We start from the raw sequence: 19,886 nt of genomic DNA on the forward strand, positions 1-19,886 counted from the left end.
CATTCATCCTCAATACAGTTCTTTTACCAGTTTCTCAAGTTCTTCATTAAACTTGGCATTGTTACTGCTCATGCCATGTCCCATACCTGCAACAATCTGATCGTAGTTTGTTATGATGTCTCCCAATGTTTCAATATCTTCTACCGGGATAATCGTTCCCATTCTCTGAGCCACGTTTCTCGCAAATTCAACCTGATGGTCATTTACATGCTCATTGAACTGATGCTGGCGTGGAACAACAATCGGAGTTTTTCCAATCTGTAGCGGCATAATGAAGCTGGCCGGTCCTCCATGCGTAATCACAATATGAGCATCTTCCACATTCTTAACCATCTGTTGGTATGGAATCAATTTACTCCACTGACAATTTTTCGGTTCATATGTACTAAATCCCGTCTGGATAAAAACATCATCCTGTATTGTTCCGTTTCCTTTTAATTCATCAATTTTTTTCACCAGACGGTTAAAAGGCTGCTCATGCGTCCCCACAGTTACGAAAATCATAATTTCTCCATTCTAAAAAATACTACCAAAATTGACTGCCTTTGGATATACTTTCTTCATTTCTTCCCACTGTACAATAAACTTGTCAACAATCGGATAAACCATCTTTCCTGTCATTGTAGGTTTATCTATACGATCAAACACTTCAATGTAAATCAACTTTGCCCCCATCATCTTACCCAGATAGAAGAACGGCACAGCTACAGCAGCACCGGAAGAAATAATCAAATCCGGTTTTTCTTTTTTCAAAACTCTGATTGCAAGAAACGTATTGCGAATCAAATTTTTGATATTACGATTTGTTGGAAAATAACATGGATACATCTTCTCATCCTTAAGAAGGCTCCTCGCATCTTCTTTATCAAACGTTACCCAGAAACGATTCTTATCCTTCCAAAACGGTTTAAGCATATACAAGTGCGTCAAATGCCCTCCTGAAGAACCCACTAAGCAAATTTTAAGATTTTTTTTGTCTGTCACATGCTTCATCTTAGATAACTCCCGCTCACATCGCACCTTCATGTCTCAGCACGACTCCCACTGTTTTGCACAATATTTTCACATCAAGTCCCAGGCTCCAGTTCGCAATATAACTGCGATCAAGTGCTACCACCTGTTCAAAATCCGTAATCTCACTGCGCCCACTTACCTGCCACATCCCGGTGATCCCAGGTTTGATTGCCAGGCGGCTTCTGTGGTGCAACTCGTATTTCACCCACTCATCTTCCGTTGGTGGACGTGTACCTACCAGAGACATATCCCCTTTGAGCACGTTCCAGAACTGTGGAAACTCATCGATGGACCAGTCGCGGATCTTATTTCCAAGCCCCTTTTTTATCGTTCCGTCCGGCAGACGCCTGCTGCCGATGATGCGCGGGTCAAAATCCAGTTTAAACATCATTCCGTCCGATACACGGTTTTCTGCGGCAAGTGCTGCTTTGCGCTCCTCCGCATCCAGATACATACTGCGGAATTTATAGCACGTAAACTTCTTGCCGTTCTTTCCAATCCTGGTCTGTCCGAAGAAGATCGGGCCGGGCGATTCATGATAGATCATCGGTGCAAGGATCAGAAACAGAATTCCTGTGAGGATGCAGCCGATGATGCCTCCAAGAATATCCATCAGCCGTTTGAGAAACAGTTCCCAGGTACTCACGGTACGGATGCTTGTAGTCAGCACCGTGTATCGTCCCAGTTTTTCCACAAACTGTTTGTTCGCCGCCAGCTCCATCCGGTTGGCAAGTTTCAGATGTACCGTTACTCCCATTTCCGTCAGCTGGTCGATCCATCTGTCTACCCGCGGATCATCAGGCTGCAGATCGATAAATACTTCATCCACCCATGCATGGCACAAGTAATCCATAACAGATTCTCCCTCTGCCACAAATGGGATGTCCCCCAGTTTTTCGGGAAGTGTTTTCTTTTCATTGACATCGATCACAGCGATTCCTCGAACCTGAAACAGTTCATAGCTGTGATGTTGGATATCTTCCCGCACCTGTGGAAGATTGGCCCAGTCTGTCAATATCACGATAGAATTCTTTCTTCCAAGCCGCAGATTCCGCAATACATGCCGTTTCCATAGAATTCTTGTCCCATAACTGATTATAGCATAAAAGATAGCGGTCAGAAACAGTGTAATACGAGAAAAATCACCCGCATCTTTCACAAAGAACAGATAAAACACGGCAAACAGTATCACCAGGCTGACCTGACGCATGGTTGCCGCCAGTTCTATGAGCAGTCCACGTTTCAGTACGTTCTTACATGTATTTAAAAAGAACATCATGCATACATCGATCAGGATCAACACGATGGAAAGGTTTCCATACACGGAATTGGAATATAAATTCAGGTTCCGGTGTCTGACGAAATACGCCAGGAAAAAAGAAACCTGCAGACACAGAATGTCCAGTATCACAAAATCAATGTGTTTGATCCAGCTGTTTTTTGCTTTTTGATACATGATGTCTCCTTTCTTTCGTTTTTATGATTCTTATTACTTTTGTTCATTCCCATTTTTTTCTATAGAAAAGGGCACAGCAGAATCAACTCTGTGCGCCCTTTTCAAGAACCCGAGATTATTTAGAAACTTTCTTTACGGTTCCTTTGAATCCGGCTTTCTTCAGCTGAGCCTTGAATGCTTTCAGCTGCTTTGCAGACATACCGGAAACCTTGATTGTCATCTTTTTGGTGTCTACACCCTTAAATGCAGTCTTGTCAACCTTTACGGAAGCAGACTTGATGACGATTGTCTTTACAGACTTTGCACCTGTAAATGCCTGAGCGCCAATGGTCTTGATGCTGGCTGGAAGTGTAACAGTTGTAGCTTTTGTAGCATTTGCAAAAGCCTTTGCTCCAATTGCTGTAACCTTGTAAGAGACTCCATCTACAACAACCTTAGAAGCTACTGTAACACTCTTCTTTGTTGTCTTTGGTAAAGCCTTTACGGTTGCTGTACCGTTTGCTGCGGTACTTACCTTTGCGCCATTATCAGCCTTGACGTTTGTCTGTTTTTCCGGAGCTGGAGCTACGGTTGCAGAATCTGTTGCAGCATAAGCAGTACAAACAGATCCAAACATCATAGTAGCAGCGGTAATACCTACCAGCACCTTCTTGATTAATTTGTTCATTGGGATATAATCCTCCTTCCCTGATTATTTATGTGAAAACCCTTTCGGGGAATCACCTACTTCTGCTCTGTGCCATAGCCATAATATCCATGTTTTCCATAGTAGCCATAGCCTTTTCCATAATAACTCTTGCCATAGTAGTTGCCATATTTGTGATAATATCCATTTGCAGCGCCTTTGGCACGGCTGAGTGCAATGCCGACAACCGGACACCCGGCACGCTCCAACTGGCGGATCGAATTACGAACCATTGCCTTTGGCGTTTCTCCTGCGCGGACAACCAGCAGTGCGCCATCACACAGCGAGCCAATCTTTTCTCCATCCGATACCAGATTCAATGGTGGAGCATCAATAAACGTATAACGATAATTTTCATCCAGTTCCTCAAATGTACTTGCCAGTTTCTGTCCTTCGAGAAGCATGGACGGGTTAATAATATTTTCTTTATTCGGAAGGAGATCTCCCGCTCCGATATTGGTACGCAACACATATTTGTCCAGCGTATCGTCACTTGCCAGATAATCGGAAGTTCCCAGAATTTTTCCATTGTCTTCCCGGACAATCTGATATTTGTCAACCATAACACTCTTGCGCAGATCCATGTCCACAAGAATGCTCTTGCTGCCGGCTTCTGCCATCTGCCGCCACAGCTGCATGGCAATAAAACTTTTTCCCTCATCCGGAGCGCTGGATATCACCATGATTTTTTTCACTTTGCTTCCAAGAAAGCTCACATTGACGCGCAGACGGTTTAGTGCTTCCTCTACCGCATACGGAAGTTTCGGCATATTCTGGACAGTCGCACGGTTTTTCGGTGTAAATTCCATTACTTTTTCTTCCTTCTTTTCTTTTTCTCTTTACTGATCGCTTTTTCTACCTCATCAGAAATTTCTTCGATATCCCCCTCCGGAATAACGGTAAACGGCATGATACCAAATTCTTTTTCGACATCCTCTGCCGTATTTAAGCTGTCGTCCATAAGCATACGTACCACGAAGATCACGGCTACAAGAAGCATTGCAACAACCGCTCCGAGAATAATATTTTTGGCAAGGTTCGGCGAACTCGGTTCATCTGGAACCACTGCATATTCCGCAATGGTCGGCTGTGCATTCTCAGATGCATTCATAACTTTCGGAATGTAGGTTACCGCTGTATCTACAAGTTCATTGACCATCGACTGTGCAAGTTTTGGATCATTGTCCTCCACCGACACGGCAAGTAACCGTGAATCCCCGACAACTGAAATATCTACTTTTTTCAGCAGATCTTCATATTCCATATCCAGATTCAGGTTATCAATAACTTCATTGAACACGGGACGGATTTTGATCAATTCGGTATAGTCCTGAGAAAGGGATGTTCCGATATTGAAATCCGACAGATCAAGCACACTTCCACTGGATGCGGAAATCATATACATTTTTGCAGTTGCCGTATATTTTGGTGTGATCAGAAAATGTGTGATGGAGCCTGCAATCACTCCCCCGATCACAAATGCGAGAATCAGCCATACCAGCTTTGCCCGCAGCAGATAAAAAATTTCAAGCAGATCAATTTCGGTTTCTTCGCTGTTCTGCTCTGTCAGTTGGTTTTCCTGGTTCATTCGTTACTTTCCTTTCTCTTGCACCAGTGGATACAGTTGTTTCATGGATGTCTCCAGTGAATCTTCATCCATATAAAACTCCCAGTGCTTTTTCCCATCGTGCAGCTTTTCTCCAATTTTGGATGTACCGTCGATTGTGATAATTCCTTTGTCTGTATATCCCTGCATATCCTTTAACAGGGCAGTTAGATCATTCATCTTAATATCTGTCGTCGCATACGGGCGCAGCCGGTCATATAATTTCACGGTCGCATTGACATCCCCCGCATTCTGTTTTTTTATCTTTTTCATGAATGCGTTTAAAAAGATCTGCTGGCGGCGCATACGCTGCGTATTGCGATCGTCATCCATGGCATACCGGGACTGCATGAGCAGTTCTGCCTGCCGGTCCGTCAAGGTAAGCGTTGCACCTTTCTTCATAGCCGGATCCAGCTTGGTCATATCATCTTCCAGTGTAACGGTTACTCCCCCCACCTCATGATTCAGAAGTGGCATCGCATCCATTTTTAATGCATAGTATCCATCAATAGGCAGACCGCCAAGCATTTTTGATACGGTCTCCACCGTATTGCCGCAGCTTGCAGCCTTGTCCTTTCCATACCAATGTGCCGTGCAAAGCTGCATCTGTGCACTGGCATTAGCGCTTCCGTCTTGCAAAAGCATTGGCACTTCAGTGATGGTGTCCCGGTTCAGCTGCAAAATTCCATATGTTTTTTCTTCTTCATCCACGACAACAAGCATCAGTGCATCTGCCATCGAGCCATGATATTCTTCTCCTTCGGCATCTTCGTTTCCGCTTTTGTCGGTTCCGATAAAGAGATACGTCTGAACCGGATGGGCAAATTTCCAGGTCTTTTTATGTAGCTTGATCGAGACGGTTTTTTCTTGAAATTCTTTCCAGACACGCTGCGTTTCATTTTCTGTGGCTGCCTGCTGGATACGCACGTCGTGCCGATCCATCCCACGGATGATAAAATATACAGCAATGATTACAAGTACGGCAATGATAATTTCTATAACTGCACGCATGGTTTTCTTTTTTTCGCTCACTGCAGTACCTCCCTGGTCAGGCGATCCGTTTTCTGGAGGAACGCTTCGCCAAATCTCTTTGCAAGCACGATGCGCCCCTCGGCAAGATTTGGATGCCGGGTATCCATGTTGTGACAATCACTGCCAAGAATAATGGTTGTGGCTTCTTTTGCAAGCTGAAACGCTTTATGCCTCTTTTTCCAGTTCAGAAATACGCCTGCATTCATCTGCTTGTATAACGGAAGTTCCATGACGGCATCCCAGATTTCTTTTTTCTTCTGGAATTCGTAATAACGCTCAATATGGGCAAGGACAACTTTCAGTTTCTGGTGTCGTACCAGTTTCTCCACATCTGCATAAATGGCAGAATTCCACTGGGCAAACGGCATTTCCAGAAGAAGTGTCTGTGTTCCTTCCACACAAAGCTTCGGGATCATTCCAGCACTTCCGATTCCCTGAAAGTAATAAACTTCCGCTGCCAGATGCAGCTTCTGATCCAGATTTGTCTCTGCCATTTTCGTTTTCAATTTTTCATAGCTGCACTGTCTGCGCAATAAGAATTCCTCCACAGAATCCTTCTGTGCATAAAAATGGGGAGTTGCTACGATTTCATTAACCTGCTGCTCCCTCTGCGCTGCTAACATTCTTAGTGACATTTCTACATTCCGGCTTCCGTCATCTATTCCCGGAAGAATATGTGTGTGAAAATCAATCAGCATTTTTTATGATCCATAATTATTTCATAATCATATTTGTTTGTAACAACAGATATTTTACCTCATGTCTTTACCCTTTCACAGTACGTTTACACGCGAAAATTGGCGAATTTCCCCGTTTTTCCGTTTGTAAACGCACAAATACTCAAGTCCTAAACGCACCTATATTTTACGTTTGAAAAGTGTTTATTATATTTTAATAACTGATACTATCTTTATATAAGAAAATTTGGAATTTTGGGGAATAAAGAGGATTACGAAATGAATAAGAAACGGGAACCTTATGATAGAATTGCAGTTGGCGAACGGATTCGCCATAAGCGGATACAACTTGGACTCTCACAGGATGAACTGGCGGTGCGGATCAATCGGGCAACAAAATACTGTTCCGATATTGAACGCGGGATGTGTGGTATGTCTGTGGAAACCATGCTGGCGATTGCCAAATCGTTAGATATGAATTTAGATTATATGATGTTTGGAGAAATCTCTGAAACAGAGCGGGAATGGCAACAAAAAGATGCAATGACACTGATCCACATAATCGAAAAGGCGCCCGCCTCCCAAAGAAATTATGCGATACGCCTTCTCAAACTATTTATTGCTGCAACTGGGAATTCGCCTACATAGACCCGTTCTTCTTCACGACTTCCGGTACCGTCCGGAAAAGTATTTTCACATCCAGTCCCAGACTCCAGTTTAAAAAGTCCATAAAAGAGGGAGGATATTCCCATGAAATACCCTCCCTTTTATTTCCATTTTCACTTATCGATACTCTGCAAGATTAATACGGATCAGAGCCTTATGCAATGCAAATTCCGCGCGCTTTAGATCCAGATTGTCATTTCTGTTGTGAATCCGCTCCTCTGCTCGCTCTCTTGCGGCTTCCGCGCGCTCCAGATCAATCTCTTCCGGCCATTCTGCCAGTTCTGCCAGAAGTGTTACCTTATCTCCCAGAATCTCGGCAAATCCGGCATGCACTGCTGCCACCTGTTCTTCATCCCCATGATGGATCGTGACAAGCCCCGGTTCCAGTACCGTTGTAAGTGGAATGTGATCACGGTATACACCGATCTCGCCGGATTCCGTATTAAATTCCAGCAGATCCGCAGTTCCCTTATAAAAAACGCGGTCCGGCGTGATGATTTCTACATCAAATGTCTTTTCCATCTCTGTTTCCTCCAGCCGGCACACACATTACCCTGCATATGCCGCCTTTACCTCATCAATTGTTCCGGCATTCAGGAAATAACTTTCCGGCACGTCATCCAGTTTTCCATCCAGAATCTCACGGAATCCGCGGATGGTCTCTTCCACCGGAACATATTTGCCTTCCAGTCCGGTAAACTGTACTGCCACGGAAAACGGCTGCGACAGGAATCTTTGTACTTTACGTGCCCGGCTGACAACAAGCTTATCATCCTCCGACAACTCATCCATACCGAGAATTGCGATGATATCCTGCAGTTCTTTATATTTCTGCAAAATCTCCTGTACTCCACGCGCAACCTTAAAATGTTCTTCCCCGACAATTCTCGGGTCAAGGATACGCGAAGTAGAAGCCAGCGGATCCACAGCCGGATATATTCCAAGTTCCACGATGGAACGATCCAGTACCGTTGTGGCATCCAGATGTGCAAACGTTGTGGCCGGTGCCGGGTCTGTCAGATCGTCGGCCGGCACATATACCGCCTGTACAGAAGTGATAGATCCGTTCTTTGTGGATGTAATCCGCTCCTGTAGTGCCCCCATCTCGGTCTGTAAGGTCGGCTGATAACCTACTGCGGACGGCATACGTCCGAGCAGGGCAGACACTTCCGATCCTGCCTGTGTAAAACGGAAAATATTATCAATAAATAACAGAACATCTTTTCCGCCTTTATCACGAAAATATTCTGCCATCGTAAGTCCGGTAAGTGCTACACGCATACGTGCCCCTGGCGGTTCGTTCATCTGTCCGAACACCATGGTTGTCTTATCGATAACTCCCGACTCTTTCATTTCATAATACAGATCGTTTCCCTCACGGGTACGCTCTCCGACTCCGGTAAATACCGAATATCCACCATGCTCTGTAGCAATGTTATGAATCAGTTCCTGGATCAGCACGGTTTTTCCTACACCGGCTCCTCCAAACAATCCGATTTTTCCACCTTTCTGATACGGGCAGAGCAGATCGACAACTTTAATTCCTGTCTCTAACATTTCCTGGGAAGTTGCCTGTTCCTCAAACGAAGGTGCCTTCCGATGAATCGGCCAGTGCTCCTTGGTCTGCGGAGGTGCAATTTCATCGATTGGCTCTCCCAGCACATTAAACAAACGGCCAAGTGTTTTTTCTCCTACCGGTACCGAAATCGGTCCTCCCGTCGCTATAGCATCCATACCGCGGACAAGTCCGTCCGTCGGTCCGAGTGCAATACAACGCACGGTATCATCCCCCAGATGCTGTGCTACTTCAACGATCAGTTCTCCGCCCTTTTTTAAAGGAATACGGATTGCATCATTGATCTCCGGAAGATGTCCTTCCGGAAATTTGATATCGAGCACGGCACTGATCACCTGCGTGATCTTTCCTATTGCTCCTTTATTTTCCATGTTTCTTCTCCTTTATTACGTCACTCTATCGCATTTGCTCCCGCAATAATTTCCGTCAATTCCTGTGTGATAGATCCCTGTCTTGCACGGTTATATTTCAGGGAAAGATCCTCTATCATATCTTCCGCATTGCTTGTTGCGGAATCCATGGCCTGCATGCGGGCACCGTTTTCACTTGCCACGGCTTCTACCAGTGCCCCATAAAACAGACTTGTCACATATTTTGGAATAATCTGATTCAGAGCCTCCTGTTCGTTTGGCTCATAATTCATAAGAATTTCTCTGGAAGACTTTTCCTCCGAAGATTCACTTACTTCCACCGGAAGCATACGGATCAGCTGCGCTTCCTGACTAACGGTATTTTTAAAATGCGTATATGCCAGATAGATCTCTCCTATTTTTCCTTCCGCGAAATCGTCGAGCACTCTCTTACAGAGTGCTGCGGCATCCGGATATGTCGGATTTTCCATAATTTCCGAGGCATCTACCTCGATGTGATATCCTTTTCGCTCCAGTATCTCAATTCCTTTTCTGCCAACTGCATAGATCACGACATCCTCTTTGGCAACATCATCACTTTCTGTGATCAGTTTCACCACATTCGCATTATATCCTCCTGCAAGTCCACGATTCGAAGTCAGTACAACGATCGCTTTCTTTTTGGATTCCCCGCTTCTTAAGTATGGATGATCCATATTGCCGCTGTGTGCTAAAATGGAACTTACCGTCCGGTACATATACTGAAAATAGGGATCTGTCTGTTCTGCCCGCCCTTTGGCTTTCTGGAGTTTTACGGTAGAAACAAGTTTCATGGCTTTGGTAATCTGCTGTGTGCTCTGGATACTTCCTTTTCGTCTTTTTATATCCCTCATAGACGCCATGTGTTATCACCCCCTGTTATCATACCCTCACGCCAGGTATTCTTTTTTCGTTTCCTGAATAGCTGCTATCAGTTTCTGCTCTGTCTCCTCATCGATCACCTGCGTCTCTGTAATCTTTCCGGTAATCTCCGGATATCTGGTATCAATAAGTTCGAGTAACGCATCCTGAAAATGCAGAATTTCCTCTACCGGAATGTCCATAAGATACTTTTTCACTGCCGCATAGATGATAACGATCTGTTTTGCAACCGGCATCGGCTGATACTGCGGCTGTTTTAAGATTTCTTTTAATCGTTCTCCCTGTGCCAGTTTCTCACTCGTGTCTGCATCCAGTTCGGAACCGAACTGTGCAAATGCAGCCAGTTCCCGGTACTGTGCCAGTTCTGTACGGATAGGCGCCGCAATCTTTTTCATCGCCTTGATCTGTGCGGCTCCTCCTACACGGGAAACGGAAAGTCCCGCATTGATTGCCGGGCGGAAACCGGCATTAAACATCTCCGTCTCCAGATAAATCTGCCCATCTGTGATAGAAATCACATTGGTCGGAATATATGCAGATACATCTCCCGCCTGCGTTTCAATGATCGGTAATGCCGTCAGGGAACCTCCTCCCAGTTTGTCCGACAGACGTGCCGCACGCTCAAGCAGACGTGAATGCAGGTAAAAGACATCACCCGGATAAGCCTCACGGCCCGGTGCACGCTTTAACAGCAGCGACAGGGTCCGGTATGCCATGGCATGTTTGCTCAAATCATCGTAGATAACAAGTACATCTTCGCCATTCTCCATCCACTCTTCGCCGATTGCACAGCCGGAATACGGAGCAAGATACTGCAAAGGCGCAAGTTCACTTGCCGTAGCCGCAACAACGGTTGTATAACTGAAAGCTCCATACTCTTCGAGTGTCTGAACAATATTGGCAACGGTAGAAGCTTTCTGGCCGATTGCCACATAAATACACTTTACCCCCTGCCCTTTCTGATTAATAATGGTATCAATTGCAATCGCGGTCTTTCCGGTCTGACGGTCTCCGATGATCAGTTCTCGCTGTCCTCTTCCGATCGGCACCATGGAATCAATGGCTTTGATACCTGTCTGCAGTGGTGTATCCACTCCCTTTCGGGAAATGACACCGGATGCCACACGTTCTACCGGACGGTATTTATCCGTTGTGATCGGTCCCTTTCCGTCAATCGGCTGTCCGAGCGCATTCACAACACGCCCGAGCAGTGCATTTCCTACCGGCACTTCTACCACACGTCCGGTTGTTTTAACGGTATCTCCCTCATTGATATTGTGCTGACTTCCGAGAAGTACCGCACCGACATTATCTTCCTCCAGGTTCAGTACCATACCGTATACCTCTCCCGGAAATTCTAACAATTCTCCCTGCATCGCATTTTCCAGTCCATGGATACGTGCAATGCCGTCCGCCACCTGAATGACGGTTCCCACATCTGCCACTTCCAGCTGGGAAGCATATCTTTTGATCTGCTCCTTAATGACAGAACTGATTTCTTCTGGTTTTAAATTCATGGAGCGCACTCACCTACTTTCAATTGTATACGTTCTAAGTCTCTTGTCAGATGTTCCAGTCTGGTCCGGACACTGCCGTCCACAACACGGTCCCGGATCCGGATGACCATGCCTCCGATCAGTGCGGGGTCCGTGGTATAATGTATCTCAAACTGAACGTACTTTGTCGTGTCGAGCAGCTTTTGTTCCACCGCCTGTTTCTGTTGCGGTGTCATTTCCATCGCCGATGTGACATAGGCAGTACCTATTTTTTTATACTCTTTGACACGGTCAATAAAATAAGTGAATACCTGATCTGTCTCCTTATAATGCCCTTTTTGTACAAGCATCCGAAGCAGTCCCACCAGTTCATCACCGATACGTCCTTTGAAAATATCCTCGATCAGTCTGACTTTTTCTTCTTTTTCGATTTTGGGATGATTCATCAGGCGGGTCAGTTCTGTATTTTCACGCAGAATCTGTGCAACAGCCTGCGCCTCTTCATATAATGGATCCACCATATGTTCTTCAACCGCCAGCGCAAACAAAGCATCCCCATATGTTTTGGATACTAATTTTGCCATGTCGATTCACCCATTTCTTTTAATGTTTCATCCACAAGTGTGCTCTGAATCTCTGCGGTAATGGAAGATGCCACAACTTTCTGTGCCATCAGGGATGCCACAGTGATCATTTCCTGTTTCATGTCATTCATGGCATGCTTCTTCTCCAGAAGTGCCTCCTCCTGTGCATGTTTTACAATGCGTGCAGCTTCTTCCTTTGCCTCATTGACAATGCGGTTCTGGTTCTTTAACGCCTTTTGTCTGGCATCTGCCAGAATCGTTTCCGCTTCCTTGTCAATTTCTTTTAACTTTGCCTCATACTCCGCTTTCAGCGCTGCTGCTTTTTCTTTGTCGGCGCTGGCCTCATCCAGTTCCGATGAAATGTGATCCTGACGGTCTTTTAAAAGTTTCCGCGCGGGATTAAACAGCAGATATGACATCAGCATATAAAGGAAAAATACTGCAATTGCCAGCAGGGCAGCATCAAAGAGCAGCTGTGGATTTAAATCAAATAAAAATTCCTGTGCAGCTAACACTCGTTTGCCCCTCCTTTATCCAAGCGGATGTACAAAAAGTAAAAGCAGTGCGACAACAAGACCATACAGACCTGTCGTCTCTGCAACTGCCTGACCTAACAGCATGGTGGACATAATCTGTCCCCTTGCTCCCGGATTACGTCCCACGGCTGCTGCGCCGTGTCCGGCTGCGATACCCTGTCCAATACCAGGTCCGATACCTGCAATAACTGCAAGTCCTGCACCGATAGCCGAACATGCTCTGATTAAATCCTGTCCTGAAATATTCATAGTAAAATCCTCCTTAAATTAAATACTTGTTTTGATACAAGGAGCAAATCGCATGAGAGTTCCGCTTACGCGGAAGCGATTTGCGTAGGAAATGCATCTTGAGGATGCATTTCAGTCTCCACACGCCTGCGACACATAAGTCATTGTGAGCATACAGAATACATACGTCTGGATTGCTCCGGAAAACAGATCAAAATATACGTGCAGTGCTGCCGGCCATGCCGTTGCAATTACCCCAAGCAAACCGTATACCAGTGCCATGATTACGGTTCCTGACAACACATTTGCAAACAGACGCAGCGACAATGAGATCGGTATTGCAATCTCACTGATAATGTTGATCGGCGCCCAGAGTGGAAGCCATGGCGGAAGCGGTGAACACATACCTGTCCATATTTCTTTCAGACTCTGGTGTTTTGCCTTGTTGAAACGGATCATAAAAAATGTGATCAGTGCAAGTGCAAGCGTGGTTCCGTAATCTGCCGTCGGCGGGCGCAGGCCAAACAATCCAGATATGTTACTCATCAGTATAAAAATAAAAATCGTGCTGATATAGTTGACGAATCTGGGTGCCCACTTTCCCATGGTGGAATCCACCATTCCGTCTAATTTTTCTACAATCAGCTCGATTATATTCTGAAAAGTATCCGGTTTTTCGGTGGCATGCTTTAACTTGCGATTGGCAATCACAGCAAAAATAACCATTACTGCCATAACAATCAAAATACATGCGTGGCTGTCGGTGATCCAGACTTCCTGACCAAATACTTTTACTTTAAAAATTCCATGAATCATAAAGTCGATGTCCGACGCCAGTAAAATCCCCTCATTCATATAGTCACCTCCTTCCTTTTACTTTCTCCCATAAAGGCTGAAGATATGCTCCAATTTTTAAACCAAGCAGCCCAAGAAAAGCCGCAATCAGGTTTCCCCATTGAAAATACCCAAATAACACGAACAAAATCACCACTACTACATAACGAAGAATTGATTTTGTGACAATTCTTCGCGTCGCATGTGCGGTGTCCCCCATCGTAACAGAATCAAAGATCACAGTTGCAAGATTGATTGCCATCCCCACGGCAACCGCTATGCCAAACCATACCCCGATGGAATATGCAATCCTGTCCTTTACAAACCATACCCCGATCAGTTCTACCATCACCCCATATAATAAAATTGAGACGACCAGCCCCGGTAATGCTTCGTTAATCCTTTTTAACATGGTTTTCTTTCTTTTCCTCCTGCCTGTATAGTTTCCTTACTGTCTTGTAAATATTCGTAAACCCTGCCAAAGCTCCCATAAAGAAAAACGGAATCATTAACCAGTTAATCCCTGTCAGATTTCCCAGCCACACTCCCAGTATACTGCATAAAAAAATCGGCACCAGCATACTGATTCCAAACTGAAAAATGAGTGTTAATGTCTGTATCACGGATCTGTTGTCTTTTTTCATAGCCTTCCTCCGTCCCGATGGATGTATTATACCTCATTATTCGTCGTTTTGTCTATAAAATTCCATAGTTTTTAGAATATTTTATCATTTTCACCAATCATTTTCTTTAGCAGCCAGCTAATCCGATTGACAATCCCAGAGCCTATGGACTATAATAGACGGGATATAAAGCGGAAAGCAAAGTGTGAATATGATGAATACAAAAATAGAACGTGTCAATCCCGAACAGATTGACGAAACAATTATGGAAGAGGCCGGACGTCTGATCGCAGAGGGTGAACTGGTCGCTTTTCCGACAGAAACGGTATACGGTCTTGGCGGAGATGCCCTGCATCCGGAAGCTGCCCGCAAAATCTATGCAGCAAAAGGACGTCCTTCGGACAACCCCCTGATCGTGCACATTGCGGACTTTTCCGATATGGAACGTGTTGCACGTGAAGTTCCGGAGGCTGCCCGCAAACTGGCCGGTGCTTTCTGGCCGGGTCCCCTGACGATGATCGTCTGGAAAAGCGATGCCGTTCCGATGGCAACAACCGGAGGAATGGATACTGTCGCTGTACGGATGCCGAATCACCCGGTTGCACTTGATCTGATACGCAAAAGCGGATGTCTGATCGCTGCGCCAAGTGCCAACACATCCGGTCGTCCGAGTCCGACAGAAGCTTCTCATGTTGCAGAGGATTTATCCGGTCGGATTGCCATGATTTTAGATGGCGGCCCGGTCGGTATCGGCATTGAATCTACCATCATTGATCTGACCGAATCAAAACCTATGGTACTGCGTCCCGGCTACATTACGCCGCAGATGCTTTCCGAGGTGCTCGGCGAAGAGGTTATCATTGATCCGGGTATTATTGCCGCAGACGACACGCGCAAACCAAAAGCTCCGGGCATGAAATACAAGCATTATGCCCCAAAAGCCGATATGGTAATCGTAGACGGATCATCCGCCGCGGTCATCTCCAGAATCAATGCTCTGGTACATGAAAAACAGGAGAATGGAAAAAAGGTAGCTGTCATTGCTACGGAAGAAACCCGTTCTTCCTATCATGCAGATGTCATTCTTTCCATGGGCAGCCGTTCCAACGAAGACGCCATTGCACAGCATCTGTACAAAATTTTGCGTGAGTGTGATGAATTGCATGTAGATGCCATTTATTCAGAAAGCTTTCAGACCCCTCGCATCGGACAGGCCATTATGAACCGTCTGCTCAAAGCGGCCGGTCATACCGTAATACATTGCGATTAGGAGTAATTATATGGAGTATAACAAACTGATTTTTGTTGCCCAGACAGGAACCTGTCGCGAGGCAATGGCAGCCGGTATCATGGGAGATTTTACCCTGCGGCATCCGCTGGAGATCTTATCCCGTGGACTTGTTGTACAATTTCAGGAACCAATGAATCAAAAAGCCGAAGCTGTCTTAATCAGCAACGGTATCAATATGGAAAATTATGTTTCCCAGCAGCTGACGGAAGAAGATCTGACAGAAGATGCTCTTGTCATTACCATGGAAGAAATTCACCGGGAGCGCATTTTAGAGCAGTTTGAAAATGCTGTTCCGGAAAATATACAGGTTCTTACCAAATATGTCGGGGACGAACTGGAAATATTAGATCCATACGGAGGTGCTTTGCCAGCCTATGGACTCTGTTATGAAACCCTGCGCAAATCAATCAAAAAACTTGTGAAAAAACTTAACGAAGAAGAAGGAGAATAAATTTATGGGAAAAGTAGTCGTTATGGATCACCCGCTGATCCAGCACAAAATCGGATTAATGAGAAGAACCGAGACCGGCTCTAAGGATTTCCGTACACTTGCAGGCGAAGTTGCAATGTTTGAGTGTTACGAGGCAACCCGTGATCTGGAGTTACAGGATGTGGAGATCGAAACTCCGATCTGTAAGACGACCGTAAAAGAATTAAAAGGAAAAAAACTGGCAGTGGTACCGATTCTGCGTGCCGGACTTGGCATGGTAGACGGTATGCTGGAAATGATTCCTGCTGCAAAAGTCGGACATATCGGTCTCTACCGTGATCCTGAGACAGCAAAACCAGTGGAATATTACTGCAAACTTCCGGCAGACTGTGCCAACCGCGAAGTATTTGTCGTAGATCCGATGTTGGCTACCGGCGGATCAGCCATCGCAGCAATCCAAATGCTGAAAGACAAGGGTGTAAAAAGCATTCGTTTTATGTGCATCATTGCTGCACCGGAAGGTGTAAAAGCACTTACCGATGCTCACCCAGATGTTGATCTTTACATCGGAGCACTTGATGATCATTTAAATGAACATAAATATATTGTTCCGGGTCTGGGAGATGCCGGTGATCGTATCTTTGGAACCAAATAATCAGATATTACAATATCCAGGGGGCAAAAGTCAGGATTGACTTATTGCCCCTCTCGTTATTTTACAGAAACTGCAAAGGAGGCTAACACATATGAGCACAAAACGACAGGACTACATCAGCTGGGACGAATACTTCATGGGCGTTGCCATGCTCTCCGGTATGCGTTCCAAAGATCCAAACACACAGGTTGGAGCCTGTATTGTCAGTGACAAACACAAAATTCTTTCCATGGGATATAATGGATTTCCAACCGGATGTTCCGATGATGATTTCCCATGGGTACGCGAAGGCGATGACAACAAATACTTTTACTCTACCCACAGTGAATTGAATGCCATTCTCAACTACCGGGGCGGAAGCCTGGAAGGATCAACCATATATGTTACGCTCTTTCCATGCAATGAATGTGCCAAAGCCATTATCCAGTGTGGTATCCGTGAAGTTGTTTACGACAGTGACAAATACGCTTCTACCCCGGGTGTGATCGCATCCAAAAAAATGCTGCGCGCCGCCGGTGTGACACTGCGCCATTATGAACACACGAACCGGGAAGTAAAATTGTCATTGTAAGAGTTGAAAAAATAAATAAAAAAGACAGCTACGAACGCTGCCTTTTTAGGAGAAGGTATTTTTACTATGGGGTATAGCAAAAACTATATATAATGTATTGGGGGGTTTTTACAGTGATTATAGTACCATGGATCTACACAGAAGTGTGCACAAACTTCACAAAAGTTTGGCATCGTTTTTGTGCACTATGTATACAGAAAAAAGGCTCTGCCGGAAAGTTTTTCCCGGCAGAGCCTTTTTCTGTCATTTTGACCATCCAGATCTTTTATGCTTCAAATAATGCTTCAAACTCTTCGCGTGTAATCTTTTCTTTCTCCAGAAGAAGTGCTGCACAGCGGTCAAGCACATCCCGATGCTCGGCAATGATTGTTTTTGCCTTCTCATAAGACTCATCAATGATACGCTTTACTTCCACATCAATGGCAGAGGCAATTCCCTCACTGTAGCTGTGTGCATGTGCCAGATCACGTCCGATAAATACTTCATCGTCATCATCTTTGTAGCAGATCAGGCCGATATTCTCGGACATTCCATACCGTGTCACCATATCGCGCGCCATCTTGGTGGCCTGCTTGATATCCTGGGAGGCACCTGTGGTAATATCATCAAATACCAGTTCCTCTGCAACACGTCCTCCGAGATCTACCACGATCTCCTGCAGCATACGTCCCCTGGAGTTAAACATCTCATCCTTCTCCGGAAGCGGCATGGTATAACCCGCAGCCCCGGCACCGGTTGGGATAATGGATACCGTATGCACCGGTCCCACATCCGGCAGAAGATGAAACAGAAGGGCATGTCCGGATTCATGATATGCTGTAATTTTCTTTTCTTTTTCGGAAATCACGCGGCTGTGTTTCTCCGCACCGATTCCCACTTTGATGAATGCTTTCTGGATATCTGCCTGCTGAATATATGCCCGGCTTTCTTTTGCTGCAAGAATGGCAGCCTCATTCAGCAGATTCTCCAGATCTGCTCCTGTAAATCCCGCAGTCGTCTGTGCGATCTGTTTTAAATCAACGTCATCTCCCAGCGGCTTGTTCTTTGCATGAACCTGAAGAATTTCTTCACGGCCTGCCACATCCGGTCTTCCGACTACAATCTTTCGGTCAAAACGTCCCGGACGCATGATCGCCGGATCAAGAATATCCACACGGTTGGTTGCTGCCATCACGATAATTCCCTGATTAACACCAAATCCATCCATCTCAACAAGCATCTGGTTTAAGGTCTGTTCGCGCTCATCATGACCGCCTCCCATACCTGTACCACGGCGTCTGGCCACAGCATCAATCTCATCGATAAATACGATACACGGTGCATTTTTCTTGGCATCCTCAAACAGATCACGGACACGCGAAGCTCCGACACCGACAAACATTTCTACGAAATCGGAACCGGAAATACTAAAGAACGGTACTCCGGCCTCGCCTGCAACGGCTTTTGCCAGAAGTGTCTTACCGGTTCCCGGAGGTCCGACTAAGAGCACACCTTTCGGAATACGTGCACCAAGGTTTGTATACTTCTTTGGTGCACGCAGAAAGTCCACCAGTTCCTCAAGTTCTTCTTTTTCTTCTTTCAGACCGGCGACATTCTCAAATGTCATATGGTTATCTTCCTCGGTGGAAAGCTTTGCACGGCTTTTTCCAAAATTCATCATTTTGCCGCCGCTGTTGTTTGCTGCCGCATTGTTGCTCATAATCATAAACAGAATGAAGATGGCACCAAAAATAAGAAGATATGGCAGAAGTGTCATAATCCAGCTCTCTGACGGCACATCATCCACAACAAACTGGGTAAAATCCTTTTCTTTTAATTCTTTCTGGATCTCGTTCACATCTGAGGTATACATCCGTTCCGTAGAACCATCTTTCAGTTTGATATTCAGATAACCGGTCGGTACTTCACGGTTCTGCTCTACCCTGATACTGACAACCTTTTCCTCACTGATGGCTTTCCAGAGATTATTCTGTGTGAAATCACTGGTTGTACTGTTGTTGGTAAATGTATACCACAAAATAATCACAAGCAGGATCAGCATCGCATAGACACCAAATCCTCCAAATCGGGGTCTGTTCTTTGTATTCAATGTACTACTCTCCTTTTTTTAATCCGCATCTTCCACGAATCCAATATACGGAAGATTACGGTATCTCTGATCGTAATCAAGACCAAATCCGACTACGAACTTATCCGGTATCACAAATCCGGTATAATCCACCTGCAGGTTTTCTACCACCCGGCGATCCGGTTTATCCAGCAGCGTACAGATCGTAAGAGTTTTTGGATTACGACTCTCAAACAGCTGCATCAGCCGGCTTAATGTATTTCCGGAATCCACAATATCTTCCACAACGATCACGTTCTCTCCTTCAATCGACTGTTCAAGATCCTTCTTGATATTTACGACACCGGAAGAATGGGTCTGTGCTCCATAACTGGATGCTGATATAAAATCGATCGTCATTGGCAGCGCAATCCGCTTTGCAAGTTCTGTTGTGAAAAAGATAGATCCTTTCAGGATACAGACCAGATAAACCGACTCGCCTTTGAAACGTTCCGTGATCTGTGCACCGATCTCTGCAATCCGCTGATTTAACTGTTCCTCGGTCAGATATACCGATATCTCATGTTTCTTACTGTAATCCATCCTCT

General features: G+C 45.3%; 25 protein-coding genes. 5 read left to right on the plus strand and 20 right to left on the minus strand.

What is annotated here, in order from left to right; translation table 11 throughout:
* Positions 1–9: 9 nt before the first annotated feature.
* The 8 genes from DXD06_RS11205 to DXD06_RS11240 all read right to left on the minus strand — a co-directional run bounded on the left by DXD06_RS11205 (position 10) and on the right by DXD06_RS11240 (position 6,491).
* Positions 10–504: a glycosyltransferase gene (locus DXD06_RS11205; RefSeq protein ID WP_117831885.1), complete on the minus strand. Its 495-nt coding sequence runs from the start codon at positions 502–504 to the stop codon at positions 10–12.
* Between the two features lie 12 nt (positions 505–516).
* Positions 517–993 (minus strand): PssD/Cps14F family polysaccharide biosynthesis glycosyltransferase, encoded by a 477-nt coding sequence (gene pssD / locus DXD06_RS11210; RefSeq protein ID WP_117831888.1) that lies wholly within the window; start codon positions 991–993, stop codon positions 517–519.
* A gap of 16 nt (positions 994–1,009) precedes the next feature.
* Complete coding sequence (locus DXD06_RS11215; RefSeq protein ID WP_117831890.1) at positions 1,010–2,470, minus strand: sugar transferase; 1,461 nt, start codon at positions 2,468–2,470, stop codon at positions 1,010–1,012.
* A gap of 115 nt (positions 2,471–2,585) precedes the next feature.
* A complete protein-coding gene (locus tag DXD06_RS11220; RefSeq protein WP_117831892.1) occupies positions 2,586–3,137 on the minus strand; it encodes a leucine-rich repeat protein in 552 nt (183 codons plus the stop codon).
* Positions 3,138–3,193: 56 nt separating this feature from the next.
* A complete protein-coding gene (locus DXD06_RS11225; protein WP_055263901.1) occupies positions 3,194–3,964 on the minus strand; it encodes a CpsD/CapB family tyrosine-protein kinase in 771 nt (256 codons plus the stop codon).
* The gene (locus DXD06_RS11230) at positions 3,964–4,743 is read right to left on the minus strand and encodes a YveK family protein (protein ID WP_117831894.1); all 780 of its coding nucleotides are present in this window, start codon (positions 4,741–4,743) and stop codon (positions 3,964–3,966) included. Before DXD06_RS11230 ends, DXD06_RS11225 begins: the two co-directional genes overlap by 1 nt.
* Positions 4,744–4,746: 3 nt before the next feature.
* Entirely contained in the window at positions 4,747–5,793 is a 1,047-nt protein-coding gene (locus DXD06_RS11235) for an LCP family protein (protein WP_117831896.1), read from the minus strand.
* Entirely contained in the window at positions 5,790–6,491 is a 702-nt protein-coding gene (locus DXD06_RS11240) for a CpsB/CapC family capsule biosynthesis tyrosine phosphatase (RefSeq protein WP_117831898.1), read from the minus strand. The genes DXD06_RS11235 and DXD06_RS11240 overlap by 4 nt, the downstream gene beginning before the upstream one ends.
* Positions 6,492–6,749: 258 nt before the next feature.
* Here DXD06_RS11240 and DXD06_RS11245 point away from each other — a divergent pair, with 258 nt between their 5' ends.
* Positions 6,750–7,118, plus strand: a complete 369-nt coding sequence (locus tag DXD06_RS11245) for a helix-turn-helix domain-containing protein (protein WP_055067431.1) — start codon at positions 6,750–6,752, stop codon at positions 7,116–7,118.
* Positions 7,119–7,253: 135 nt separating this feature from the next.
* Here the strand turns inward: DXD06_RS11245 and atpC are convergent, their stop codons facing one another.
* From atpC to DXD06_RS11295, 10 genes are all read right to left on the minus strand, one after another.
* On the minus strand, positions 7,254–7,658 hold the full coding sequence (atpC, locus tag DXD06_RS11250) for an ATP synthase F1 subunit epsilon (protein WP_055067432.1): 405 nt from the start codon (positions 7,656–7,658) through the stop codon (positions 7,254–7,256).
* 27 nt (positions 7,659–7,685) lie between these two features.
* A complete protein-coding gene (gene atpD, locus DXD06_RS11255) occupies positions 7,686–9,083 on the minus strand; it encodes a F0F1 ATP synthase subunit beta (RefSeq protein WP_022045276.1) in 1,398 nt (465 codons plus the stop codon).
* Positions 9,084–9,103: 20 nt separating this feature from the next.
* Entirely contained in the window at positions 9,104–9,964 is an 861-nt protein-coding gene (gene atpG / locus DXD06_RS11260; RefSeq protein ID WP_117831900.1) for an ATP synthase F1 subunit gamma, read from the minus strand.
* 27 nt (positions 9,965–9,991) lie between these two features.
* Complete coding sequence (atpA, locus tag DXD06_RS11265) at positions 9,992–11,500, minus strand: F0F1 ATP synthase subunit alpha (protein WP_117831902.1); 1,509 nt, start codon at positions 11,498–11,500, stop codon at positions 9,992–9,994.
* A complete protein-coding gene (gene atpH / locus DXD06_RS11270; protein ID WP_117831904.1) occupies positions 11,497–12,063 on the minus strand; it encodes an ATP synthase F1 subunit delta in 567 nt (188 codons plus the stop codon). The genes atpA and atpH overlap by 4 nt, the downstream gene beginning before the upstream one ends.
* A complete protein-coding gene (atpF, locus tag DXD06_RS11275; protein WP_055067436.1) occupies positions 12,051–12,578 on the minus strand; it encodes a F0F1 ATP synthase subunit B in 528 nt (175 codons plus the stop codon). Before atpF ends, atpH begins: the two co-directional genes overlap by 13 nt.
* 15 nt (positions 12,579–12,593) lie before the next feature.
* Positions 12,594–12,848 carry an ATP synthase F0 subunit C gene (atpE, locus tag DXD06_RS11280; RefSeq protein WP_022045271.1) on the minus strand — a complete coding sequence of 85 codons (255 nt, stop codon included), beginning with the start codon at positions 12,846–12,848 and terminating at the stop codon, positions 12,594–12,596.
* Between the two features lie 111 nt (positions 12,849–12,959).
* Positions 12,960–13,682, minus strand: coding sequence for a F0F1 ATP synthase subunit A (atpB, locus tag DXD06_RS11285; protein WP_117831906.1), 723 nt, complete (start codon positions 13,680–13,682; stop codon positions 12,960–12,962).
* Positions 13,683–13,686: 4 nt separating this feature from the next.
* The gene (locus tag DXD06_RS11290) at positions 13,687–14,073 is read right to left on the minus strand and encodes a solute carrier family 23 protein (RefSeq protein ID WP_022045269.1); all 387 of its coding nucleotides are present in this window, start codon (positions 14,071–14,073) and stop codon (positions 13,687–13,689) included.
* The gene (locus DXD06_RS11295) at positions 14,057–14,305 is read right to left on the minus strand and encodes an AtpZ/AtpI family protein (RefSeq protein ID WP_022045268.1); all 249 of its coding nucleotides are present in this window, start codon (positions 14,303–14,305) and stop codon (positions 14,057–14,059) included. Before DXD06_RS11295 ends, DXD06_RS11290 begins: the two co-directional genes overlap by 17 nt.
* Before the next feature lie 193 nt (positions 14,306–14,498).
* Here DXD06_RS11295 and DXD06_RS11300 point away from each other — a divergent pair, with 193 nt between their 5' ends.
* From DXD06_RS11300 to DXD06_RS11315, 4 genes are all read left to right on the plus strand, one after another.
* Positions 14,499–15,554 (plus strand): L-threonylcarbamoyladenylate synthase, encoded by a 1,056-nt coding sequence (locus DXD06_RS11300; RefSeq protein ID WP_117831957.1) that lies wholly within the window; start codon positions 14,499–14,501, stop codon positions 15,552–15,554.
* Between the two features lie 10 nt (positions 15,555–15,564).
* Positions 15,565–16,026 (plus strand): arsenate reductase/protein-tyrosine-phosphatase family protein, encoded by a 462-nt coding sequence (locus DXD06_RS11305; protein ID WP_022045267.1) that lies wholly within the window; start codon positions 15,565–15,567, stop codon positions 16,024–16,026.
* 4 nt (positions 16,027–16,030) lie between these two features.
* Positions 16,031–16,660, plus strand: a complete 630-nt coding sequence (gene upp, locus DXD06_RS11310) for a uracil phosphoribosyltransferase (RefSeq protein ID WP_022045266.1) — start codon at positions 16,031–16,033, stop codon at positions 16,658–16,660.
* Positions 16,661–16,751: 91 nt separating this feature from the next.
* Positions 16,752–17,231, plus strand: a complete 480-nt coding sequence (locus DXD06_RS11315; protein WP_022045265.1) for a deoxycytidylate deaminase — start codon at positions 16,752–16,754, stop codon at positions 17,229–17,231.
* Between the two features lie 265 nt (positions 17,232–17,496).
* On the opposite strand, the gene ftsH is transcribed toward DXD06_RS11315, so the two are convergent.
* Entirely contained in the window at positions 17,497–19,320 is a 1,824-nt protein-coding gene (ftsH, locus tag DXD06_RS11320; RefSeq protein WP_330378146.1) for an ATP-dependent zinc metalloprotease FtsH, read from the minus strand.
* Between the two features lie 18 nt (positions 19,321–19,338).
* Positions 19,339–19,881, minus strand: coding sequence for a hypoxanthine phosphoribosyltransferase (hpt, locus tag DXD06_RS11325; protein WP_022045263.1), 543 nt, complete (start codon positions 19,879–19,881; stop codon positions 19,339–19,341).
* Positions 19,882–19,886: the final 5 nt, after the last annotated feature.

Source organism: Roseburia sp. TF10-5, assembly GCF_003462365.1.
In the GTDB taxonomy this organism is placed as follows: Bacteria; Bacillota; Clostridia; order Lachnospirales; family Lachnospiraceae; genus Roseburia; species Roseburia faecis.

Excerpts from the sequence above, each read along its gene's own strand:
- DXD06_RS11205 (WP_117831885.1), bottom strand. The coding sequence starts at position 504 with ATGATTTTCGTAACTGTGGGGACGCATGAGCAGCCTTTTAACCGTCTG.
- pssD (WP_117831888.1), bottom strand. The coding sequence starts at position 993 with ATGAAGCATGTGACAGACAAAAAAAATCTTAAAATTTGCTTAGTGGGT.
- DXD06_RS11215 (WP_117831890.1), bottom strand. The coding sequence starts at position 2,470 with ATGTATCAAAAAGCAAAAAACAGCTGGATCAAACACATTGATTTTGTG.
- DXD06_RS11220 (WP_117831892.1), bottom strand. The coding sequence starts at position 3,137 with ATGAACAAATTAATCAAGAAGGTGCTGGTAGGTATTACCGCTGCTACT.
- DXD06_RS11225 (WP_055263901.1), bottom strand. The coding sequence starts at position 3,964 with ATGGAATTTACACCGAAAAACCGTGCGACTGTCCAGAATATGCCGAAA.
- DXD06_RS11230 (WP_117831894.1), bottom strand. The coding sequence starts at position 4,743 with ATGAACCAGGAAAACCAACTGACAGAGCAGAACAGCGAAGAAACCGAA.
- DXD06_RS11240 (WP_117831898.1), bottom strand. The coding sequence starts at position 6,491 with ATGCTGATTGATTTTCACACACATATTCTTCCGGGAATAGATGACGGA.
- DXD06_RS11245 (WP_055067431.1), top strand. The coding sequence starts at position 6,750 with ATGAATAAGAAACGGGAACCTTATGATAGAATTGCAGTTGGCGAACGG.
- atpC (WP_055067432.1), bottom strand. The coding sequence starts at position 7,658 with ATGGAAAAGACATTTGATGTAGAAATCATCACGCCGGACCGCGTTTTT.
- atpD (WP_022045276.1), bottom strand. The coding sequence starts at position 9,083 with ATGGAAAATAAAGGAGCAATAGGAAAGATCACGCAGGTGATCAGTGCC.
- atpG (WP_117831900.1), bottom strand. The coding sequence starts at position 9,964 with ATGGCGTCTATGAGGGATATAAAAAGACGAAAAGGAAGTATCCAGAGC.
- atpA (WP_117831902.1), bottom strand. The coding sequence starts at position 11,500 with ATGAATTTAAAACCAGAAGAAATCAGTTCTGTCATTAAGGAGCAGATC.
- atpH (WP_117831904.1), bottom strand. The coding sequence starts at position 12,063 with ATGGCAAAATTAGTATCCAAAACATATGGGGATGCTTTGTTTGCGCTG.
- atpE (WP_022045271.1), bottom strand. The coding sequence starts at position 12,848 with ATGAATATTTCAGGACAGGATTTAATCAGAGCATGTTCGGCTATCGGT.
- atpB (WP_117831906.1), bottom strand. The coding sequence starts at position 13,682 with ATGAATGAGGGGATTTTACTGGCGTCGGACATCGACTTTATGATTCAT.
- DXD06_RS11290 (WP_022045269.1), bottom strand. The coding sequence starts at position 14,073 with ATGTTAAAAAGGATTAACGAAGCATTACCGGGGCTGGTCGTCTCAATT.
- DXD06_RS11295 (WP_022045268.1), bottom strand. The coding sequence starts at position 14,305 with ATGAAAAAAGACAACAGATCCGTGATACAGACATTAACACTCATTTTT.
- DXD06_RS11300 (WP_117831957.1), top strand. The coding sequence starts at position 14,499 with ATGAATACAAAAATAGAACGTGTCAATCCCGAACAGATTGACGAAACA.
- DXD06_RS11305 (WP_022045267.1), top strand. The coding sequence starts at position 15,565 with ATGGAGTATAACAAACTGATTTTTGTTGCCCAGACAGGAACCTGTCGC.
- upp (WP_022045266.1), top strand. The coding sequence starts at position 16,031 with ATGGGAAAAGTAGTCGTTATGGATCACCCGCTGATCCAGCACAAAATC.
- DXD06_RS11315 (WP_022045265.1), top strand. The coding sequence starts at position 16,752 with ATGAGCACAAAACGACAGGACTACATCAGCTGGGACGAATACTTCATG.
- hpt (WP_022045263.1), bottom strand. The coding sequence starts at position 19,881 with ATGGATTACAGTAAGAAACATGAGATATCGGTATATCTGACCGAGGAA.